Annotated in this window: 23 protein-coding genes and 1 tRNA gene; 10 read left to right on the forward strand and 14 right to left on the reverse strand. The window is 40.9% G+C overall.

The window, feature by feature from the left end:
- Positions 1–10 precede the first annotated feature (10 nt).
- The 6 genes from QXW63_00445 (at position 11) to QXW63_00470 (ending at position 9,752) form a co-directional block, all read left to right on the forward strand.
- Entirely contained in the window at positions 11–1,072 is a 1,062-nt protein-coding gene (locus QXW63_00445; GenBank protein MEM3460370.1) for a hypothetical protein, read from the forward strand.
- 216 nt (positions 1,073–1,288) lie between these two features.
- The gene (locus QXW63_00450) at positions 1,289–3,559 is read left to right on the forward strand and encodes a cohesin domain-containing protein (GenBank protein ID MEM3460371.1); all 2,271 of its coding nucleotides are present in this window, start codon (positions 1,289–1,291) and stop codon (positions 3,557–3,559) included.
- A 98-nt stretch (positions 3,560–3,657) separates the two neighbouring features.
- Positions 3,658–4,098 carry a hypothetical protein gene (locus QXW63_00455; GenBank protein MEM3460372.1) on the forward strand — a complete coding sequence of 147 codons (441 nt, stop codon included), beginning with the start codon at positions 3,658–3,660 and terminating at the stop codon, positions 4,096–4,098.
- 347 nt (positions 4,099–4,445) lie between these two features.
- Positions 4,446–4,697, forward strand: a complete 252-nt coding sequence (locus QXW63_00460) for a hypothetical protein (GenBank protein ID MEM3460373.1) — start codon at positions 4,446–4,448, stop codon at positions 4,695–4,697.
- A gap of 224 nt (positions 4,698–4,921) precedes the next feature.
- Positions 4,922–8,773 carry a PKD domain-containing protein gene (locus tag QXW63_00465; protein MEM3460374.1) on the forward strand — a complete coding sequence of 1,284 codons (3,852 nt, stop codon included), beginning with the start codon at positions 4,922–4,924 and terminating at the stop codon, positions 8,771–8,773.
- 46 nt (positions 8,774–8,819) lie between these two features.
- A complete protein-coding gene (locus QXW63_00470; GenBank protein ID MEM3460375.1) occupies positions 8,820–9,752 on the forward strand; it encodes a hypothetical protein in 933 nt (310 codons plus the stop codon).
- On the opposite strand, the gene QXW63_00475 is transcribed toward QXW63_00470, so the two are convergent.
- Together QXW63_00475 and QXW63_00480 are read right to left on the reverse strand one after the other, a co-directional pair.
- Positions 9,726–10,052 carry a DUF5752 family protein gene (locus QXW63_00475; protein ID MEM3460376.1) on the reverse strand — a complete coding sequence of 109 codons (327 nt, stop codon included), beginning with the start codon at positions 10,050–10,052 and terminating at the stop codon, positions 9,726–9,728. The two genes, QXW63_00470 and QXW63_00475, sit on opposite strands and share 27 nt — an antisense overlap.
- Entirely contained in the window at positions 10,049–10,585 is a 537-nt protein-coding gene (locus QXW63_00480; GenBank protein ID MEM3460377.1) for an Lrp/AsnC family transcriptional regulator, read from the reverse strand. Before QXW63_00480 ends, QXW63_00475 begins: the two co-directional genes overlap by 4 nt.
- A gap of 276 nt (positions 10,586–10,861) precedes the next feature.
- On the opposite strand from QXW63_00480, the gene QXW63_00485 reads away from it, so the two are divergent.
- Entirely contained in the window at positions 10,862–11,344 is a 483-nt protein-coding gene (locus QXW63_00485) for a hypothetical protein (protein MEM3460378.1), read from the forward strand.
- Between the two features lie 69 nt (positions 11,345–11,413).
- Entirely contained in the window at positions 11,414–12,016 is a 603-nt protein-coding gene (locus QXW63_00490) for a hypothetical protein (protein MEM3460379.1), read from the forward strand.
- A gap of 4 nt (positions 12,017–12,020) precedes the next feature.
- On the opposite strand, the gene QXW63_00495 is transcribed toward QXW63_00490, so the two are convergent.
- From QXW63_00495 to QXW63_00530, 8 genes are all read right to left on the reverse strand, one after another.
- On the reverse strand, positions 12,021–12,587 hold the full coding sequence (locus tag QXW63_00495) for a DUF2148 domain-containing protein (protein ID MEM3460380.1): 567 nt from the start codon (positions 12,585–12,587) through the stop codon (positions 12,021–12,023).
- A 68-nt stretch (positions 12,588–12,655) separates the two neighbouring features.
- A complete protein-coding gene (locus QXW63_00500) occupies positions 12,656–12,796 on the reverse strand; it encodes a hypothetical protein (protein MEM3460381.1) in 141 nt (46 codons plus the stop codon).
- A 7-nt stretch (positions 12,797–12,803) separates the two neighbouring features.
- On the reverse strand, positions 12,804–13,238 hold the full coding sequence (gene trxA / locus QXW63_00505) for a thioredoxin (GenBank protein MEM3460382.1): 435 nt from the start codon (positions 13,236–13,238) through the stop codon (positions 12,804–12,806).
- Positions 13,231–13,677: a DUF1893 domain-containing protein gene (locus tag QXW63_00510; GenBank protein MEM3460383.1), complete on the reverse strand. Its 447-nt coding sequence runs from the start codon at positions 13,675–13,677 to the stop codon at positions 13,231–13,233. Before QXW63_00510 ends, trxA begins: the two co-directional genes overlap by 8 nt.
- 41 nt (positions 13,678–13,718) lie before the next feature.
- Positions 13,719–14,162, reverse strand: a complete 444-nt coding sequence (locus tag QXW63_00515; GenBank protein MEM3460384.1) for a formylmethanofuran dehydrogenase subunit E family protein — start codon at positions 14,160–14,162, stop codon at positions 13,719–13,721.
- Entirely contained in the window at positions 14,155–14,709 is a 555-nt protein-coding gene (locus QXW63_00520; GenBank protein MEM3460385.1) for a hypothetical protein, read from the reverse strand. Before QXW63_00520 ends, QXW63_00515 begins: the two co-directional genes overlap by 8 nt.
- Positions 14,710–14,716: 7 nt before the next feature.
- A complete protein-coding gene (locus QXW63_00525; protein MEM3460386.1) occupies positions 14,717–14,986 on the reverse strand; it encodes a PDGLE domain-containing protein in 270 nt (89 codons plus the stop codon).
- The gene (locus tag QXW63_00530) at positions 14,970–15,647 is read right to left on the reverse strand and encodes an energy-coupling factor ABC transporter permease (protein ID MEM3460387.1); all 678 of its coding nucleotides are present in this window, start codon (positions 15,645–15,647) and stop codon (positions 14,970–14,972) included. The genes QXW63_00525 and QXW63_00530 overlap by 17 nt, the downstream gene beginning before the upstream one ends.
- 93 nt (positions 15,648–15,740) lie before the next feature.
- On the opposite strand from QXW63_00530, the gene nikR reads away from it, so the two are divergent.
- Positions 15,741–16,148 carry a nickel-responsive transcriptional regulator NikR gene (gene nikR / locus QXW63_00535; protein ID MEM3460388.1) on the forward strand — a complete coding sequence of 136 codons (408 nt, stop codon included), beginning with the start codon at positions 15,741–15,743 and terminating at the stop codon, positions 16,146–16,148.
- A 5-nt stretch (positions 16,149–16,153) separates the two neighbouring features.
- Here nikR and nadA read toward each other — a convergent pair whose 3' ends face one another.
- The 4 genes from nadA to QXW63_00555 all read right to left on the reverse strand — a co-directional run bounded on the left by nadA (position 16,154) and on the right by QXW63_00555 (position 18,428).
- Positions 16,154–17,083, reverse strand: coding sequence for a quinolinate synthase NadA (gene nadA, locus QXW63_00540; protein MEM3460389.1), 930 nt, complete (start codon positions 17,081–17,083; stop codon positions 16,154–16,156).
- 85 nt (positions 17,084–17,168) lie between these two features.
- Entirely contained in the window at positions 17,169–17,639 is a 471-nt protein-coding gene (locus QXW63_00545) for a DUF3795 domain-containing protein (GenBank protein MEM3460390.1), read from the reverse strand.
- A 439-nt stretch (positions 17,640–18,078) separates the two neighbouring features.
- Positions 18,079–18,246, reverse strand: a complete 168-nt coding sequence (locus QXW63_00550) for a hypothetical protein (GenBank protein ID MEM3460391.1) — start codon at positions 18,244–18,246, stop codon at positions 18,079–18,081.
- 58 nt (positions 18,247–18,304) lie between these two features.
- A tRNA-Leu gene (locus QXW63_00555) sits at positions 18,305–18,428 on the reverse strand.
- Positions 18,429–18,728: 300 nt separating this feature from the next.
- Here QXW63_00555 and QXW63_00560 point away from each other — a divergent pair.
- Positions 18,729–22,094 (forward strand): DNA-directed RNA polymerase subunit B, encoded by a 3,366-nt coding sequence (locus QXW63_00560; GenBank protein MEM3460392.1) that lies wholly within the window; start codon positions 18,729–18,731, stop codon positions 22,092–22,094.

Consider the following 22,094-nt stretch of genomic DNA (forward strand, 5'->3'; position numbering starts at 1 on the left):
GTGATAATAAATGAAAAAGACTATGTATATTTTGGCTTTCGCAATGTTTGCTTTGAGCTCTTTAGCATTGATTCCAACGAAAGTGGCACGTGCACAAACACCGTCAATCGAAATTGTTAATCCTGGTCCTGACGGATACCCTTTGAAATGGAACGCGTCCACAGTCGATAGAGGCTTCGGGTCATCAGACTTTTTGTTCTATTCTAATGAAACTGCAATAGGATCGACCTTCTTCATGAACATAACCATCCATGATGTACAGAACTGCAGGGGTTGGGGTACTGGCATCGTTTATGATAATACTACTCTAAAATTTGTCTCTGCTTGGCGTCCTTCTGACCATGTTTTTAAGCCTGTAGAGGAGATGGGTTGGACAATCGTTGCTCCAGCGCCAACCGTGGATGCAGTAAATGAAACGCATGGAATAATCAAGTGGGGTCTTACATACATAATACCCGAAGGAGAAACCCCGTGGACTTTTAACGGCTCAGGTGTCCTTGGACAGATTCAGTTCAAAATAATTAATTGTGCGGCTGAAGTGACAACTGCTGAGTTCGTTTTTGACCCTGACTGGACAGATGTATACTATTATCCTGCTGGCTCAGAAAAACCAATAATGGGCGTAGGGCATTTTGAGTACACAGACAATGATCTCCCAGTTATCGATACACCTATACAGAATCCGCTTGCGAACAATGTTCAAGCAGATCAATCAGTGAGTGTTTTTGTCAACGTGACTGACCAAGGCAGTGGAGTGAAGAACGTTACCCTTTACTATAGAAATGATACCACAGTGTGGTATAGTGTTCCAATGGCTTTAAATGCTACCAGCGGTTCTTGGGAAGCCACTATTCCTGGACATGCGCTCGGCACGAATATAGCCTACTATATTGAAGCTTATGACAATGTTGAGAATTATGCCAAAAGGGACAATGCTGGCAGCTACTACACGTACACTGTTATCCCAGAGTTTTCATCGTATGCAATGATGCTTATACTTGTTCTGGCCACTGTTTCGATGATGCTGGTAATGCTGTCTAAGCGGTGGAAAAGATTTTACTCTAGGCTTTAACGTAGACTCTAGCGGGAACTCGTCTTAAACTTCATTTTTTCTTTTTGCAATTATTTATAGAGTAACTTTTTTTACCACTTTGAAGAAAAAGGATGGCTATTGCAATTAGAACTTATTAAGTTTTCAGAAAACATCTAAAAGGTTTTCTTAGCGTTAATTTTGGATAGAAAGTTTCAAATATTGGTTCATTTAAAACCATACGCCATGGTGGTAATGTTGAAAAAGACATTATGCAGTATCGCTATTGTAATACTTACGCTAAGCCTCTTTCCGTTAATTCGACTGAGCACAGTAAATGCACAATGGGCAACGACTTTTTCTATAGTTAATCCTGGACCGGATGGTTATCCTGCCAAATGGAATGCGTCGACCACTGACCGTGGCTTTGGAACTTCCGACTTTATATTCTATTCTAACGAGACTGCTGTGAACTCTAGATTCTTCATTAACATAACCATAAACAATGCAGAAGCCGTCAAAGGCTGGGCTGTTGGATTAATCTTTGACAAGCTTAAGCTCTCTTATGTTTCTGCTTGGCGTCCTTCTGACCATGTTTTTAAGCCTGTAGAGGAGATGGGTTGGACAATCGTTGCTCCTTCAGTGACTTTTGAGGATCTCAACGAAACTCATAAGCGTCTAATGTGGGGTTGCACCTACATTATGGGCGAACCAGAATGGACCTTTAACGGCTCAGGCACACTCTGCCAAATCCAATTCCAAATAATCAAAGAAGTAAACTTATCAACGCCTCAAGCAGTAGCATGGTTCACATTTGATCCAGACTGGACTGCAGTATATCATCATCCCGCTGGAACAGAAATTCCCACATTGGGCACAGGATACTTTGAATATAATTATGTTCCATACATTTATACCTTAACAATCACTACAACGACCGGTGGAACAACAACACCGCCACCTGGAACCTACACTTACACTGAAGGCACAGTCGTCCCGGTTACTGCTATTGCTGATTCTGGTTCTACGTTTGATCATTGGGAGCTTGATGGTTCAGACGCCGGCTCTGACAACCCCATAAACGTAACCATGGATAACAATCACACGCTCCATGCGATTTTCCGGGCACCACCAGTTCTTAAAATAGAACCTCCAACCTACACTGCCCTGCGAGTCGGAGAAATTGTCAAAATAAACATAACAATAAACAACCTAGACGAAGAATGGCACTTGATAGCTGTGCAGTTCGCAGTAGTTTATGACACAGCAATCTTTGATTTTGTCCAGTGGCAAAGCGGAACCTACCTAGATACATTTTTAAATAATGAAGAGACTATACAATACTTCTCCCAACACGACTTCCACGGCGAACCAGGTCTCCCATACTGCCATAACAAGGTCCTTGTGGGAGCAATAATCTTCCCAGGAACAGATAACAAATATTACGAACCATTCCCAAGCGGGAACGGAGTAATAGGCACAATAAGTTTTAGAGTTAAGGCAGAGGCTCCAGTCTCTACACTTTTAACATTAAACGAAACTGAATTATGGTCCGACTCTTTTACACAGATACCCCATAGTGCAGAACATGCATCATTCAACTTTCCATTTGAGACTCGCAACTTAACCATAACAACAACAACAGGCGGAACGACGGATCCTGAACCAGGCACGCATATATACGAAATCAACACAGACGTACTAGTTACTGCTATTGCTGATTCTGGCTTCACGTTTGATCATTGGGAGCTTGATGGTTCAGACGCCGGCTCTGACAACCCCATAAGCGTAACCATGGATGATGATCATATCCTCCATGCAATATTCATTGACAATACAGCTCCTGTTGTTGAGATAACTTACCCGACCGAAGGAGCGTACATTTCTGGAGCAACCATATGGATAAATGGCACCATAACCGAGGAAAACAAAGGAACTCTTGAACCGTCAATCAATGACACTCGTTTCAGTTTAACATATTGGGACTCGGTGAGTGGCGCCTTTGCATTTAGCAATGACACTGCTATCGGCGACGGTCTAGTTGCAGTAACTGTGAGTTTCATGGACTTGGCTGAAAACACTGGCTCAGATACCGTATCATTCATTATAGACAATACGCCTCCCGTTATAAACGCTCCCGCACAAAATCCAACGGAAAACAATGTTCAACCAAACCAGCAAGTAAAAATCACAGTGAACGTAACAGATTTGACTAGCGGAGTTAAAAATGTTACACTATTCTACACAAACGACACTTCATGGTATAGTGTTGAAATGGTCTACAACTCCACAAGTGGTCTATGGGAAGCCACTATTCCAGGACATGCTCAAGGCATACAAGTAAAATATACAATAAAAGCCTATGACAACGCAGAGAACTACGCTGTAAACGATAATGCCGGCGATTACTTCACTTATACCGTAATTCCAGAATATTCATCGATCATACTAATCCTCCTCTTTATGATCATGACAACAACGATCATGATGGTCTCAACAAGGCGAAAATTCCGCAAGAAGCTAAATTAACCCTATTTTTTTCTTTTATGTATCTTTCAAGACATGTATGCCCACAGAGTTAAGAATATATCTTAGTTAAGATATGGAAAAAACTCTAGAGGATCGAAATGAAACTCAGTATGGTGACTGCCGCATGTTTGGCACCTGCAATAATCTGCGAAATTTTAGGCTTTGCCTATATGCGACCATATAACTATATTTCTCTTGAATCAACAATATTCTTTTCTTTAGGAGGTTTTTTCTTCATAGCTGCTTTTTTAGCTCATTCACAGGTTGGTAGAGACAGCGTGTTAATTGAGAAGGTCTACGTAATAAGCGTTTCACTTTCAATAATTCTACTAACAAGCGCCGTAGTCGTCTATACAATAACTGATATTAAGATGGTTACCGAAGCAACTACCATACACATAAACCGTATGTACGCAATTCCAGGTTACAAGACAGAGGCCATAGCAACTCCAAGATACGGTTCTGTAGCACTGGTGTTAGCAGCAATAGGCATAATATTTCTTGTCTATGCATTTTACTTAAAGATTAGATTACTCTAAGGAATCGTTGTTGAAATGACTAAATGGGTAAACACATATGTATGTAAAACATTAGACTTACCTTGGTGAACACTTTGCATCCACTGCTTCAACTTATGGGAATGGCTATGGTGATGTGTGGTCTTATAGTACTACAAGTTTATGCAATCTTGTTTATACTCGTAAAGAAGACGGGAGGTTCTGTCAAACCAGAGGCTATTTACGTTGTAATTGGTGTTATAATTCTCCTATTTGCTTTAGGGGTGTCTCTAATTTATCTTTAACCTTCTAGAACATTCTTCCGCAACATTTTAAAACAACAACAATTTATATTTCTTGTTCAATAATAATAATAAGGGGCATGATGCTTGACCAGCATACAGATTGAAATGCATTGCCCTCAGCATGGACTTGAACGATTTGAAATTAAAATAATAAAGAAATACAATGTAAGCCCAAACTTGATAAAGCCAAAATTTCGTTCAAGACCCAAGCCTGATTTGAGCTGCATAGTTGTAGGTAGAAATGTTGAGTATACCGAAATAAAAGATTACCTAGTACGCTATTTCAATGAAGCAGGATTGATTAACAATATAATAAGCATGAGATTCCGTGTTTAGATTTGTAATATGCCATTTGTAATCGAAGTGTTATCTCCGGGTCTTGTATTCTATTAACTGTTATCTATTTTTATATCTTGTATATTTTCAAAGTTTGAAATTTTTACTACTGCATTTTTCGTATGATGCAAGCAAGAGAGTATAATAATTTATTATAGAAGATAATTCCGTAAGTTTTAAATGCGTTGTGGTAATATTTTATTTTGCTGAGGGGAGAAGGCAGCGTGAAGTTTAACGCTAATTCAGTAGTAGCTGTGCTTTTAATTATAATCCTATTATGTTCTCCTTTGCTTGTGTTTCAAGCTGAATCTTCTTATACGTCAAAGCTTTATCCAACGCATGATTCTTGGGTTGAAGCTGAATTTCCAAACGATAATCATGGCTCAGAAACGAGCTTACGTGTTAGGTCTGATTCTAGGACTAGACGAAGTTATCTAAAATTTGACTTAAATTCTGTTCCTGCCGGTAAGACAATAACCTCTGTTAAGCTTTACTTGTACTGCACCTATATGGATGCTAATCCAAGCGTTGAGATTTACGTGCATGAGACCGGTGACAACTGGAATGAGGCAAGTATAACTTGGAATAATGCGCCAGCCGTAGGCGCGTTTATCACGAGCATTTCTGTTGGTGGAACTGGACAGTATTATTGTTGGGACATTACACCTTACGGAGAAGCTCAGTATTCAGGAGACAAAATATTAAGCGTAGTTGTGAAGCTTCTTCTGGACAATCCGGCCCAAGATAACCCAAACTTGGCAAGGTATTTCGCCAGCAAAGAATCTGTAGGCACGGCTCAAGACCCATATTTAGAGGTGACTTATGAGAACACGCCGCCAACAGCATCATTCACCTATTCACCTACTTATCCCGTCGCGAATGATTCGGTGATTTTTAATGCTTCTCTAAGCTTCGATCTTGACGGGTCAATTTTAACGTATTCTTGGGATTTCGGCGATGGAAATGTAACAACCGTTACAACACCTACGATTGAACATACATATTTAATGTATGACAATTACACAGTAACCCTAACAGTTACAGACAATGACGGATTAACTGATACTGAGACGCAAATTATAGAAGTGGTAGACCCTGCGATTCTGCGGGTTTCTTTGCCTGAAGGAGTATGGGTAAAACAGTATACTGGCGACCCGTGGATAGATGAAGGATGGCTTTTGAATAGAACTGGAAACTCTTGGAGTTTTATAGTTAAAATCTACGACACTAGCAAATGCCTAAAATCTGATGACACCCATTTGATTGTAGCTTTGAATGACGCCGCTTACAATAATCTCTTAAGCTTAACAATAAATGGCACATCAATACCAAAGACGGCATTTCAATATGGCAAACCTAAACCTTACGGCACAAAATATTGGCCCAACGGCTGCGTTTATCCAACATGGTTTAACGATACCTACATTAATGTTGGAACAATCTTGCCTAAAAGCTACAAAACTTTGGAAGTTACCGTTACATTTTCTAGCGCGATAGACGCGAGAATACATTTTGATGCTTATGGTCACATTTGTGAACCAATTTCTTGGTCTCAGGTGACTTGGTCTCCACATTCGGAAGATTCGACGGTTTTATACCAAGCGGGACCATTACCGCTGTCTGTTTCTATAAGCCCTGTTTCTGCGGTTATTGATTTAGGTCAACAAGTTATTTTTACTTCTTCTGTTTCTGGCGGCACTCCACCTTATACGTATCAATGGTATCTTGATGGAACGCCGGTTGGAACAAATTCTAACACTTGGACTTTTACGCCGACATCAACGGGCACTTATCAAGTATACCTTAACGTCACTGATAATGTTGGCGAGAGAGCGAAATCAAACATTGCCCAAGTCACCGTTAATCCCGCTCTTTCTGTTTCTATCCAGCCTACATCTAGTGTCATTATAATAGGGGGTTCTGTGCACTTTACTTCAACAATCTCCGGGGGCACTCCTCCTTATACGTATCAATGGTATGTCAACGACACTGAAGTCGAGGGAGCGAATTCTTCAACTTGGACTTTTACGCCTTCTTCTGTTGGCTATTATCTAGTATCTTTGAAAGTGACTGACGCTGCATCTGCAACCCAGCTTTCAAACGAAGCTGAAGTTACAGTTAACCCAAGAACATACAAGCTTACAATAACAGCAACAAGTGGTGGAACAACAACACCAGCTCCTGGAACGTACACTTACAATGAAGGAACAGACGTTCAAGTTACAGCAGTTCCAGATGTAAACTATAAACTTGCATATTGGGAACTTAACGGCTCAAACATTGGTTCAAACAATCCAATCACCATTACAATGAACAATAATTACGAGTTGAAAGCATATTTTGCATTGATAACATACACGTTAACCGTAACCTCAACGGCAGGCGGAACAACTAACCCAGCGCCAGGAACCTACACGTACCCCTCTGGTTCATACGCGGAAGTTACTGCTGTCCCCTCAGCAAACTACTTCTTCGACCATTGGGTTCTGGACGGTTCCAACGCTGGCTCGGCTAATCCCATCAGCGTTTACATGAACACCAACCATAATCTGCAAGCGGTTTTCTCTTTAATCAATTGGACGCTTACGATAACAGCTTCAACAGGCGGCACTACAAGCCCAGCGCCCGGAACATACGTCTATGCCAACGGTTCCTCAATGGTTGTTACTGCAATTCCAAATGCTAACTACAAGTTTGTTAAGTGGCAGCTTAACGGCAGCGACGCAGGCTCAGCGAATCCAATTACCTTAACAATAGATGCCAACTACATTTTGCATGCTGTTTTTCAGCAACTAACTTACAGGTTAACCATTTTAAGCTCAACAGGCGGCAGTACAAATCCGGGACCTGGAACGCACGTGTATGTTAATGGGACAAATGTTTTCGTGGACGCCATCCCAGACGCTTATTACATGCTTGATTACTGGTTGTTAGACGGCATCAACGTCGGCTCAGCCAACCCAATTTCTGTGTTAATGACAGACGACCACACTTTACAACCGATTTTCGCGCGCATCAATTATACTCTGACAATTTCTACAACGGTAGGCGGCACAACGGTTCCTGCTCCTGGCATATATGTATACAATGGTGGAACAACTGTCGACGTGACTGCTATTCCTAATGCTGGCTACAGATTTGACCATTGGGTTTTAGACGGCTCTAATGCGGGTTCAGATTTAACAATCCACGTGTTTATGGGCGCCAACCACGATTTGCAGGCAGTGTTTGCTGAGACGCACACGCTTGTAATTAGCGTATCGCAGGGCGGCACAACCAATCCCGCTCCAGGAACCTACGTGTATGATTATCCAACAGACGTTACTGTAACGGCTATTCCAAACGCGAACTATCGTTTTGACCACTGGGAATTTGACGGTAACAATATAGGCTCGGCAAATCCAATTATTGTTCACGTTGGCAGCAGCCACACTCTCCGCGCAGTTTTCATACTGGTAACTTACACGTTAACAATACAAACGACTGCTGGCGGTACTACGAATCCTGCGCCAGGCACGTATACTTATGATGCGGGCTCTATGGTTCTAGTAACTGCTTCGCCAAGCACTGGTTATGTGTTTGATGTTTGGCAGTTAGACGGCGTAAACGTTAGCTCAGCCACATCATACACTGTCACTATGAACAGTGACCATACCTTAAAGGCAGTGTTTAAGTCAGCGCCGACTCCGCCCTCAATCTCAGTCTCAATAATCCCCGTTTCCACATCTATTCCTATAGGTGGGTCTGTAACCTTCTCTTCTACAGTCAGCGGTGGGACTTCGCCATATAGCTATCAATGGTATCTTAATGGTGTTCCTGTTTCCGGTGCAACTTCTTCGACGTGGACGTTCACTCCCTCAGCTACTGGCACTTATAGCGTGTATGTAAACGTGACAGATTCTGGTGGAATGAGTGCAAAATCTAATGTAGCTACTGTGTCTGTTACAAAGCCTGGTGTCGGAGGTTACTCGTTATTGCTTGGCAAACAGGCTCCAGCATCTTACTTCGTGGCATATACTGGTCTTCTGGTTGCGTTTGCCGCGGCACTGATAATTGTAAAGCGCAAAAGAAAATAGCTTTTTCTTATATCTTTCTTTTATTGCGAATTGGAGACGCTGTTTAATGAGTAAAATCAAGGCTGCTGTTTCGAAGGGAAAGCAGCGGTTCTCAAACAAACAGCTTATGCTGATTTCAACAGTTCTTACTTCCATAATAATTTTGGGCTTAGTGCTATCTTTTATTCTTCTTCAAAAACCAAACAAATTCTCTCTAAACGCGGCGGTTATAGACCAAATAGGTGAAAACTTCCCTTCGAATTCTACGATGGCTCAAGAATTCAATGAAACTTCAACGAGCATTTTAGAACAAGCTGGGTTCAACGTGACCTATCATAGACATGAAACCGTGACAGTGAGCTTTTTTAAGGAGCTTGCCAAGCGCGATTATGGAATAATAATTTTACGTGCACATTATGCGAAGAGAAGTTCTGAAAGCGAAGTGGACATTTTTACTTCTGAAGAATATCGAGACGGCGTCTACGACTATGTTTCTAGAGGCAATTATACATGGGAACCAGGTAAATTCTATTTTGCCATAACTCCTGACTTCATAAAGCATCTGGACGGCTCTTTCCCCAAAAGCATAATTATTGCGATGGGTTGCTGGAGTTTGAAGCCAGAATATGAAGGAATGGCGAATGCTTTCATTCAAAAAGGTGCGACCGCATATATTGGTTGGACAGAAGAGGTGGACATAGGGCACTCGGATAAAGAGACTGTAAGATTACTTAGAATGTTATTGGAAGAAAAAAAGTCAATTGCAGATGCCGTTGGCGGTGTCGCTCCAGATTGGACATTTCCTCCAGGAAGTCACATGACCTTTTATCCACATACAGATGTAATCGGCAATTTGAAAATATCCGACCTAATCGAGGAAGCAAAAGCCTCCTCGAATCTTCAAGGGGCGATTTCGTCTTTTAAGTTGGCGCCTGTCCTTTGCATGACCTTTACGTGTTTAAAACGAAAAATTTTAGATTTGGCTTGTCAACCACTTTAAGTGTCTAGAAACTGTTGCATGTAATTGGTTGCGGAGAACTTCGCCTGCCAAATTAACTTTTTGGAGTCTTCTGATTCCCTCAGCAAGCTCTTTGTCTTGCAAAACTTCATCTATCCATTTTTCGAAGTCTCCACGATAAAGGTGAAACTCTAAGGATTTCACGTTTACCTCGTTTATTTTCTCTACAAACTCTTTCAAGGAAGAAGCGCTTACGCCCGTATAATTTCCTATCGATGTGAAAAAGTAGAATGCTTTTTCCCGCGGGACGGTTCTCAAAATTTTCGAAACATCCACACTCATTTAGATTCTTCCTTTATATTATATGTTCCCTTTATAAATGTTAACTTTTTCGGATTATTAATTATTGAAAATTGGGTTTCCTTAAATTTCTTCGTCACTATTGACGTGCGAATTCTCAAAACACCAGACAAGGGCGCCACTCTGTTGGCGATAAATGCATGCAAATCTTCTTGGTTTTCAGCAATGACTTTTGCTATTATTTGGAGTTCTTCAGAAAGGGACGTGTAGACTTCAATGACTTGTGGTGCTTGGCAAAGTTTTTCTGCCACTTTTTCGCTTTCTTTTGGGTCTGTGTAGACGGTCATTATTGCTGTTATGCCTTTTGTTCCAGCTTTTTCTGCGTCGATAACCGCCGTGTATTTCGTGATTATTCCGTATTTTTCCATTCTTTTTATTCTGTCGTAAACTGTTGAATGGGCTATTCCTAAGTGTTTGCCTATATCCGTGTAAGTTTGCCTCGCGTCTTCTTGTAGGGCTTCCAGAATTTTCAAGTCTGTAGTGTCTAAGGTTAAAGTGTTGTTTTTTAACTTCAACCTCTTTCCTCTTTGTTATTATTTTCTATTTGAGTGGATTTATTGTTTGCTATCGGAAAAATGTAGAAAATCTGGGATTTTTTCTTTAAATCTTTCGGTCCGTATTCTCCGTAAATTTGTCGGCAAAACATAATTTTACCTACAATTTTTCATTTTTAACGCCCAACTGCCTACACTTTTGCGAGTAAAATGACAAATAAGTTTAAATTTATGTTCGCGTAATAGAATATTGTTCTAGAAGATTCTCTCAGTAGGAGTTGCTTTGAAAAGATGAAAATGTCTAGAGTTTGGGAAATTCTGAAGAAATTTAAGGATTGTTGCAGATTTCGCGGTTGGAAAACTTCTGAAAACGAAGATTGGGTCGAAATTGACGATAAATATCACAATTTTCTATGGGCTAGAGAAATTCACCCTTCATCCTTTAAGAAAATAGCTTCAAATAGAAAATGTGTTGTTCGCGAAGGCTTATCCTACCGTGTTGTTGAAGCATCCTATACTGCATGTCTTCTAATGGAAACACCTTCTGAAGACTTAGTTCACTCAGTTTTCGAAAACCCTGACTTTTCTAAAAGGATAGCACTCTACGATTTGAGTCCCTTACTAGAAGGAAAAAACCTGTGTGTTAAAGTAAACTATACAGACAGTCCTGTTTTTCAAGAGTTCGAAAGTTTTCTGAAGAAAGAGTTGAAGGTTAAATTCAAACCAATTTCGCTCTCTAAGACAAGCACAGAAGACTATACTATTGCAGAACTCGCATGATTCGCACTGCTGAACATTTCAAAGATTTGATAAAGGGAAGCTTTCTAAATATCTCTTTGTGAAAGAGCAATGTCTCAAGACTCTGAAAAAATAAAAAGGCTTGTAGCGTTTAAGAAAAAACTTGAAAAAAGAGTTGAAGAACTGGATTCTGAACTTAAAGAACTGCAAGCAATGCTTGAGGCAGTAAACTCGGTTTTGCTAGAGAAAGGATTTAAACGGGCTGAAATTGTCAAGCCACCTGCGGAAGCGGAGGTTTCTCCACCTAAAGAAGAGGCAATAGCGGAACCTTCTACTCCACAATTTTTGACTGAATATGAAAATGTCACACCACTCAAGACTGTTACAGGTGAACTTCTAGCAAATCTTTACGTGAGTGAAGATTCTTTGCGAGTAGTGCCAGCGGAAGGCAAAAATTTTAATGTTAACACGCCGCCTTTTACTCATTTTCTGGTGGACAAGGTTCTTGCAAGAATGCAAGAAAAAGACAACGAACTGGTTAGAACTGGACAATTAACTGCCGAAAAACTGTTTTCATATAATATTGTTAGAGAAGGCGACATAATCCGTGAAATAAACGTTAAGAATGTTGATCAAGAACGCATAAGAGAACTCAAATCAAGCATCCGCTGGACGCTAGAGAAAATGTATGAAAAAATGAAAGGCCAGACTTAGGAAGTTATCTGGCTCTGTCAAAGTAGATGCTTTTGCCTTTAGCTGAAATTGGGATTCCCATAATAACCGAAGCTTCTGGTAACATTTTTAGTTTGAATGCTGCCACGCCAATGCGGTACATTATGCGGTTGTCCACGTTTAGTATGCTGGCTGTTTTTGCGGCTGAGCCTAACGCTATGCCCAAGTCTAAAGTTTTGAAGAGGCATGTTGGACCAGTAAAATCTTGCCCAAGCTTTTTAGTTGCATTTTCAAATTCTTTGCAGTTTGCGTAGCCGCAGGCTCCACAGTTTATTCCAACGCTCTTGTTTCCTCTAACACCAATTAGTATTGTAGCTTCTGAGTCTCTGACGTTTTTTGCGTCTCGTCGAAAGCCTTCGATTTTTCGTTCTTCCGCTATTTCTTCCATTTTTTGGGCTATTGCGTCTTTTTCTTTGCCGTAGACAATCAAGGTTAAGGTGTCGTCTATGCCGGCTGTTTTTGGCGCGGTTCTTGAGGATATGAGCATAAGTTTGGCTGCTTCTAGTAATGCTTCTTTTTCTGCTTTTTGGCTTTCAATTATTGGCGGGTTCATTTTCTTCACTACCTTTTAGGTGAGGAGTTATTCAGAAAGAGTCTATTAGGCGTTAGCTTTTAAGGGTTTTAGATGATGACTGTTTTAAAGGCGGTTTTTAACATTTCTACTATTATGTTTAACTGGTTTGTGTGGATGGCTACGGCTAAGGAAGATATTCCTAAAAGAAGTAGTAGCGCGCCTATTACTCTACGTTCTGAAATGTCCATGAGTATCCTATCCTAAATGCTTTTTTAATGCGGCTTCGATGTGTTTCTTTGGAACCAGTCCCACGATTCTGTCAACTTCTTTTCCGTTCTTCATTATCAACATTGTTGGGATGCTGAAAATTTGGAAGCATTCTGCGGTTCTCGGGTTTTCGTCGACGTCAAGTTTTCCAATTAGCACTTTTCCAGCGTACTCTCTGGCTAATTCTTCAATTGTAGGCGCTAAAGCTAAACATGGACCGCACCATGGCGCCCAGCAGTCAATTAAAGCCAACTGGTTTTTGCTTACTATTTCGTTGAAGTTTGAATCTGTCACGTGAACAGGTTCTGTTTTCATTTCTTGTTTTTTCTCCTTCTTTTCTGCGAGTTCTCTTAGTTTCTTCTTTCTGATACGTTCCAATTCTTCGTTTTCCTTTGATATAAAGTGTTCGTGTTCACTATTCATGTGAGTTTCTTCCGGCTGTTTTTAGGGAGTTTTGTAAAGTCTTAAGTTTTATGTATGCGTCTTTTGGATTTGAAATTTCCTTTGCTAGGCTTTCAAATGGGCATGCTTTTGCCTTGTTGACGTCTAGTATGTTTTCAACCAAGTTTGTCCATTCGTGAAAAATTGAATGCTGTTCAAACACGTTTTTGGCTTCTTTGCTCATAGTCACTGCATAGACTGCTTTGGCTCTTGCATATACACACAGCAAAGCAATTGCTTTTCCAACAATTCTGTCTGCAACAGAAGCTCCGTCAAGCTTGTTTCCAAGTGTTTCAATGGCTGCTAAAAAGCCGGAAATTCCATGCGATTTTGTCTCAAGAAGTGTTTCTTTATTTTTGACTATGGAGAGTGTCAGATTTTTTTCTTTCAGATGTTTTTTGGCTATTTCTAAATCTTGCATACCGCTTCAGTTTCTCAATGTAGTATTTTAAAAATAAATTCCTATTGCCTTTCTATTATGAATAGTTGATTTTCGGGTGCGTGAGCCGTTTCCCATGCTAGTTCTTCGTTGGAGAAGCCTTCTGAAATCTTGTTAGTTAGTTCCTCTATTATTTTTTGGTTAACAGTTACTTTCAGCGACTTGTTCGGTCTTTGCAGTATAAAATGTGCGGTTATTTCTTTTTGTGAGTTTTCTATCTTGAGCTTCTGGTTTCCAATCGTGCATTTTGTTGTGGTTTGGATTCCGTCAAGAACGCATGAGAACGGCGCTAATAGCGGGAGCTTTACGTGCACTTGCAACTTGGCGTTTTTGTTTCTTTCTATCTTTAGAATTTTTTCAGCCAACCTTCCCATTTTAACTCCTATGACTAGCAAGGGTCCTAAGTGTCCATGAAATTTCTCTGCGTCTCTTATCAGCAACCTAAGTTTCTCTTCTTCACTACACATCTTTAATTCTCCTTACATGCGCTTTTTCCAGAATAGCTATGATTGGCAATGCTGTCACTATGCCTATTACGCCGCCTACTAAATGCCACGCACCCCAAACGGTTAACGCCCATTGCAGCGTTGCTCCGTCAAGCGGTTTTCCCATGAAAAAGATGCCTATAACCAAACCAGCAAAATAAGCAGATATTGCAGTCACCAAAGCAGCGATGGTCATACTACGTATTTTCACATTTATTTTGTGACGGCTCATAAGCATTAAAACATCAAAAAGCACTGCTGAAGCTGCAAAACCGATTATGTGTGGAGAAGGATTGAATAATAAAACTATCAACGAGCCTAGAATACCAATGAGAGAGGCTATTCCGAACTTGCCAGTTGCCCACGTGACAAGCAAAAGTGTTAAGAATGCTGAAAAATCGCAGAGTATCGGAAGTTGAAACCAAACAAAGCTCAACCTTCCCAATGTCAAGCTAAGAGTTGCCCACAAAGCACTGAAAACGCCAGCTAACGCAATATCTACTGTGGTAAAATGTTTTGCTTTATTCATTTTCCTTTCACTTTTTAGTGATTGTTTTGCCAAGCAAAAAAGTGACACCTAAAACTAGAAAGACTCCAGCTATGCCGGCTAGAAGCGTTGATAAATATGGATTGTCGATTGCTGGTATGCTGTAATCCGGCATTAGTCCGCTCCAGATTGGCTCATGTTTTTCTATTCCAAGAGTTTCAGCCACGCTTTCCAGTCCGTCTGGAGCGTTTGAAGCAAATGGTATTAGGATTGCAAGACAGACCAAAGTGAGAATTAACGCTTTAAGGTATCCTTTCATTTTGTTTGCTTCCTCTAAGAAATGTTAAACCAGTGAGAAGGGGAGTTTGCAGCCTATGCAACTGCGAAATGAGAGTTGTTGTTATCGCTGCCTCTCCTAATCCTATTAGAACATGCCAAAAAAGCATGGCTGGAACCGTAACTGCTATGCCGCCTGCATCATAAAAGACCGGAGAGAAACCTATCTCTAATCCACACGCTAATGCTCCCAAAACCACGGAAAGCCATGATGCAACGAAAACACTCGAGAAAAACCAGCTTTTCCTTTTCGAATTTTTTATAAGCAGTTGTATTAGGAAAAAGCCTAACACGCCTATAATCGCCATGTTGAGCACATTTGCTCCGAAGGTGAATATGCCGCCGTCCGCAAAAAATACTGCTTGCATCATCAAGACAATTGTCATGCTTAAAATCGCCGCGTAAGGTCCAAGAAGCATCGAGAGGAAAATTCCTCCCACCAAATGCCCGCTTGTTCCATAAGTTATTGGAAAGTTTATCATTTGCGCTGCAAAGACAAACGCGCTTGAAATTGCCAATAAAGGCGCAATCGACTGTGAATATGTAGCTTTTGCTTTCTTCCATGACCAAACTAAGAATACTATGGCTATTGCATAGGTTAAAGCGCAGATTTCCATGCTTAAATATCCGTCTGGAATGTGCATGATGCCGCCTTCGTAACACTTTTGTGAAATTTAGTGTTACCGCCACACATAAAAGCTTTATGGCTATTCCTTAATCTTAAAGATGGGAACTGTATGACAAAAATAGTACGTGTAGGAGTAACGTTTCCTCCAGACTTGCTCAAAGATTTTGATGAAATCATACGCAAAATGGGTTATGAAAACCGTTCCAAGGCAGTTCAGGATGCGGTGAGAATGTTTGTTTCCGAGAAGAAGTGGCTTATGAGAGAAAGAGGAAACCAAGCTGGCGTTTTAATGTTACTTTATGACCATGACGCTAGAGGACTTGAAGATGCATTAACAAACATTCAACACCGTCACGCCCACATAATTTGTTCGACAATGCACACTCACCTCAGCGAACACGACTGCCTAGAAGCAATAGCTGTAAAAGGTAACGCAGCCGAAATTCGAAAATTAAGCGATGAATTAGCTGCTAGGAGAGGAGTAAAAATACTTAAAACAATGATTGTTCCTGTTTAAACCATTCATTTTGTTATTTCAAACATTTTTTCTAGAGCTTTTCGAGCGTTTTTCGCTATAGTTTCAGGAACTGTAACCCTATATTTTTCTTCTTTCAAAGCCATGTAAAGCCTATCCAGTGTATTCAACTTCATGTTTGGACAAACGGCTTCCTCGTACGCTAAAATGAATTGTTTTTCTGGGTTGTCTTTTCTTAGGCGGTGCAAAAGTCCCTCTTCAGTAGCCACGATGAAAGTTTTGGCGTTGCTCTCCTTTGCGTAACGGCACATTTGCGATGTGCTTCCAACGAAATCAGCTGTCTCTTGCATCTCGAGAGTGCATTCTGGATGAACCATGACAACCGCATCTGGATGCTTCATTTTAAGAACTTGCACATCTTCAGACTGGAAAAGCAAATGAGTTGGACAGAAACCCCATTCTGGAATCGGAATGATGGTCTTCCCTGTCTTTCTTTGCACATATTCCGCTAAATTACGGTCAGGTCCAAAAAGAACGGTTTCAGCGTTCAAAGATTCTATAACTTCTAAGGCGTTTGCAGATGTGCAGCATACGTCAGCATAAGCTTTAGCCGAAGCTAAGGTGTTAACATACAGAACTACTGGCACGAGCGGGTAAACTGCTTTCCATTTTTTAATCTCATCTACTGTAAGCATCTGCGCCATGGGACAACGTGCACCAGGAGTTGGCAACAACACTTTCTTTTCTGGATTCAAAATTGCCGCTGATTCCGCCATAAAATCCACTGCTGAAAAAACTATTATTTCAGCGTCTTTTTCGTTCATGGCTTTTCGGCTTAGTTCTATGCTGTCGCCGACGTAATCTGCTATGTCTTGTATTTCTGGTCTCTGATAATTATGGGCTAAAATTACAGCTTTCTTCTCTTTCTTCAGCTTGAGTATTTTGTCGATCAATGTTGCTGAATTTTGTCTTTGCACTGTTATCATCTGAACGTTGTAGAGTTTTCTAACTAAACGGGAGAATATATTCTTTGCTTAGTGGCACGTTTCAATCATGCTTTTCTTAAATGAACTGCTCTGGAATGTCTTTTCTGCAGTGGTAACATTTTCCTTCTGTTCCATACACAGGTAATGGCTTTCCACACGAACGGCATTTGTATTTTTTCTCGCTTTCCCTTAACCATTCATTTGTTTCGCCTTTCCTTATTCTCTCAAGATTTGCTCTTACATCTACACCAATTTTCGCGTAACGTTGAGCCAATTTTCCAAATTTCTCACAAGAGCCCTTCTCATACTCACTACATTGATAGCAAAATTCCAAACCTTTACTTTGGAGACATTGCACAATTTTGCAGCCATTTCCCCAACATTCCGGCGTTAAAGCCATACATCCTTCACATCTTACTTTTTCTGGAGGACATTTGAATCCTTCGGCAAGTTTCTTTAAAAATTCACCATTGTCCTTGTAAGCTCTGTAAATTCCGCAAGCTCCGCAATATAAACCGCATCTGCCTACAAGATTCTTGTTGATCATTCTACATTTTCCTTCGTTTTTGTTTCCGAATAAATAAGAATGCAACTTAAAAAATTAGAGGCGTCTTGTGCCCTATTCTTCCTTTAAACTGTCTTTTTTCTGATTAGGGCTTCATATGCTAATAATTCGTCTATTAATACTTCGAATTTTAGGTCGTCTTTTCTTTCGGTTTGATGTGTGTCTGGTCTTTTTTTCATTCTTTCATCCACCTTAAAGTTTCACCCTATTAAATCGCAAGTCTTAATAAACATTGTGGTAGAAACGTCCAACAAAACAACAACACAAACCCAAACACAATTCACCAAAAAATTCAACCTATAAATAAGGGGGGCTATAGCTTTCCACGCACAACAAATAAACCATAACTACTTTACGCATCTATCTTCTTTCCACGGATCAGCCGTATTATTATAACTCCGCTTTTCCCAATAACCAAACTCTAACTTCGAAGGAAATTCCACTCTTCAACACAATGAAAATCAGAAACGCAGACAACACTCGGCAACGCCTTCACATTCTCAAAACTCAGAACAACACCAAAATGACGCAACAGAACCTTCCTAACTTCCCTCTGCCCAGGAAGCAACCTCACCTTTACCACACCCACGCCATTCCTCCACTGACCATGAAACTTGGCGCATATCCCACTACTCATGCAACAAAAATGGTGCAGCGGGCCGGATTTGAACCGGCGAACCCCTACGGGAGAGGATGGCTCATAGGGGATTGCTATTGCCAGCAGCTCCGATCTTGAGTCCTCCGCGTTAGACCTGGCTTCGCTACCGCTGCACACACAAATACAAGCCATGGGTCTTTCTTATTAATTATTTCCCGAAACTGTGGCTGTCTAGTTGCCGTAGTAAGTTCGGAAGCTAAATGAAAAATGATTGGATGTGCGGAAACGTGTAATATTACATGAAAAAGTTTATTAGAGAGCTGTGTGGTTTACGTTTCTAGCTCTTCAAGATTGGAGACCATTTTTCGGTTGGATGACCCGACAATTGGAGGAAATTGAAAGTTTGAAAAAACCCGCATCACACAAGTTCATTAACGTATGTTTAAATTTAAAATTGCGGGGGTTAGCTGAAATTGACTGAATTCTCAAAAGAAGACACAAATCTACTATTAAAAGCCTTCTTTAAAGAAAAAGGCCTAGTTCGCCAGCACTTAGATTCTTACAACGAGTTTATAGACCACGGCTTGCAGGAAGTAATAGATGAAGTTGGCGAAATTCCAATAGAAGTTCCTGAAAGCCCCTATAAAGTGAAACTTGGTCAAGTCTGGATAATTGACCCACAGACAAGAATCACTGGTCCCTACACTACAGAAGTTGATGGCACAAAACACGAAATTTATCCTATGGAAGCTAGACTAAGAAACCTGACTTACGCTGCGCCAATAGCCCTAGAAATGACGCCTGTGATAGATGGGAGAGAGCAAGACACAGAACTCGTCTACATTGGAAATATTCCAGTGATGCTGAAATCAAAACTGTGCTTTTTATCACAGCTTTCCCGCGAAGAGCTTATAGCTTGTGGAGAAGACCCAGACGACCCTGGTGGATATTTTGTTGTCAACGGTTCAGAACGTGTAATAGTAGCGATGGAAGACTTAGCGCCTAACCGCATAATAGTTGACATAGACGAGAAGGGAGCAGCACCTGTACACCAAGCAAAAATATTCTCGACAACCGTTGGCTTTAGGGCTAGAACAGAATTAAAGATGAAGTCGGATGAAGCCATTTATGTTACGATGCCAGGTGTGCCCACAGAAATTCCGTTTGTTGTGATAATGCGTGCTTTGGGCTTGGAATCAGATAAAGAAATTGCTGAAGCAGTTTCTCTAGAGAAGGAAATCCAAAGTGAACTGGAACCTTCATTTGAAAAAGCAATAGGCGTTGACACCGCAAAGGACGCAATCATCTTTATTGGCAACCGTGTGGCTCACGGACAAGTTGAAGAATATCGAATACAGAAGGCTGAAACTGCATTAGACAAGAACTTCTTGCCTCACATCGGCAGGACAAGCCAAAGCAGAAGAGATAAGGCTCTATTCTTAGGCGAGATGGTGTGCAGAGTTATCGAACTGAAGCTGGGGAGAAGACAAACTGACGACAAAGACCACTTCAAAAACAAAAGGCTTAGGCTTGCTGGTCCATTACTTGCTGATTTATTCCGTGTAGCCTTTAGAAACCTATGCAGAGACATAAAATATCAACTTGAACGAATAGGTGTAAAAGGCCCAATAATAACCGTCTCAGCAGCAGTCCGCCCTGGAATAATAACAGAAAGATTCCAACATGCACTTGCCACAGGAAATTGGGGAAGAGGAAGAGTTGGCATAACTCAACTTCTGGACCGAACTAACCACATCTCCACCTTGAGTCACCTACGCAGATTACAATCGCCCTTAAGCAGAAGCCAACCCAACTTCGAAGCAAGAGACTTACATCCGACTCATTGGGGACGCTTGTGTCCAAATGAAACTCCTGAAGGCTCAAACTGTGGATTGGTCAAAAACTTAGCGTTATCTGCATGCATCTCCGTTGGCGTTAACGCAGAAAAAGTAAAGCAAGTACTTTACGGCATGGGCGTTGTGTCCGTATACGAAGCAAGCGAAGCACTGAAGATTTCTGGAGCAAAAGTCTTTGTTGACGGCAACATTATTGGATACTGCAACAACCCAGAAGAGTTAACACGAGAATTCAGGGAAAGACGCAGAAGAGGAGAAATCTCAACAGAAGTAAATATAGTTCACTTCTCAAAAATCCACGGCGAAAGAGAAGAAATATACGTTAACTGCGACGAAGGAAGAGTAAGAAGACCCCTCATAATCGTTGAAAAAGGTTCTCCCAAGCTTCAACCTGAACACATTGACAAAATAGCTTCTGGAGAATGGTCATGGGAAGATCTGGTCAAAAACGGGATAATTGAATATTTAGACGCTGAAGAAGAAGAAAATGCTTACGTTGCAATAAGCCCTGCAGAAGTAACCCCAGAACACACACACTTAGAAATTGCCACCTACACAATCCTTGGAATTTGCGCATCAACAATACCATACGCAGAACACAACCAGTCACCGCGCAATTCTTATCAAGCAGCAATGGCAAAACAAGCCTTAGGATTTTATGCAACAAACTTTAACCAACGTGTAGACTCACGGTCACATATTCTACACTATCCACAAGTCCCACTCTTGGAAACGGCATTAATGGAAACAATGGGCTATAAACTGCGTCCATCAGGACAAAACTGCATTGTAGCTGTGCTTTCCTTTGAAGGCTATAACATGGAAGACGCCTTAATCTTCAATAAAGCGTCAATAGAAAGAGGCTTAGGACGTTCAACATTTTACAGAATCTACGAAGCTGAATGTCGCCAATACTTAGGCGGATTAAAAGACAAGTTTACCTTACCTGAGCCTGGAACACGTGGATTCAGAGGAGAACAATATTATCGACTGTTAGAACCTGACGGAATAATAAGCCTCGAAGCAAACGTTGCAGGCGGAGACGTTCTCATCGGCAGGATAAGTCCGCCAAGATTTCTTGAGGAATACAAAGAATTTGAAGTAAAAGGACCATCAATGCGAGACACATCTGTGGACATGCGCCCTTCAGAAACTGGAATTGTAGATGCGATTTTCATAACGGAGTCGGGAGAAGGAAGTAAACTTGTGAAAGTTAGAGTTCGCGACCAGCGCATTCCAGAATTAGGCGACAAGTTTGCTTCTCGTCATGGACAAAAGGGCGTCATAGGATTAATCGTTCCACAGGAAGATATGCCCTTCACCGAAGATGGCATAGTCCCCGATATAATAATCAACCCGCATGCTATTCCATCAAGAATGACTATTGGACAATTTATAGAATCGATGGCTGGAAAAGTTGCAGCTATGAGAGGAAAACCAGTTGATGGAACGCCTTTCATCAGCGAAAAACCAGACGAAATTAGAAAAGCGTTAATTAAGTTGGGGTTCAGCCACACTGGCAGTGAAGTCTTTTATAATGGTGCGACCGGCGAAAAGTTTGTTGCCGACATATTTGTTGGTATCGTGTATTATCAAAAATTGCATCATATGGTTGCTGACAAAATACATGCTAGAGCTAGAGGACAAGTGCAGATGCTTACAAGACAGCCAACTGAGGGAAGAGCAAGAGGTGGAGGTTTAAGATTCGGCGAGATGGAGCGTGACTGCTTAATAGGACATGGCGCTGCCATGCTCCTTCAAGACAGATTATTAGAAGAGTCAGACAAATACACGCTTTACATTTGCGAAAACTGCGGTCACATAGCCTATTATGATATGAAACAGAGAAAATATCTTTGCAGACTTTGCGAAGACAAAGCTAAGATCTCTCCAGTAATAGTTTCTTACGCGTTCAAACTTCTCTTACAAGAATTAATGAGCCTTTGTATAACGCCCAAATTAAAACTTAAGGAGAAAGCGTAA

This window comes from Candidatus Bathyarchaeia archaeon, from assembly GCA_038873195.1.
Classification (GTDB): domain Archaea; phylum Thermoproteota; class Bathyarchaeia; order Bathyarchaeales; family Bathycorpusculaceae; genus DSLH01.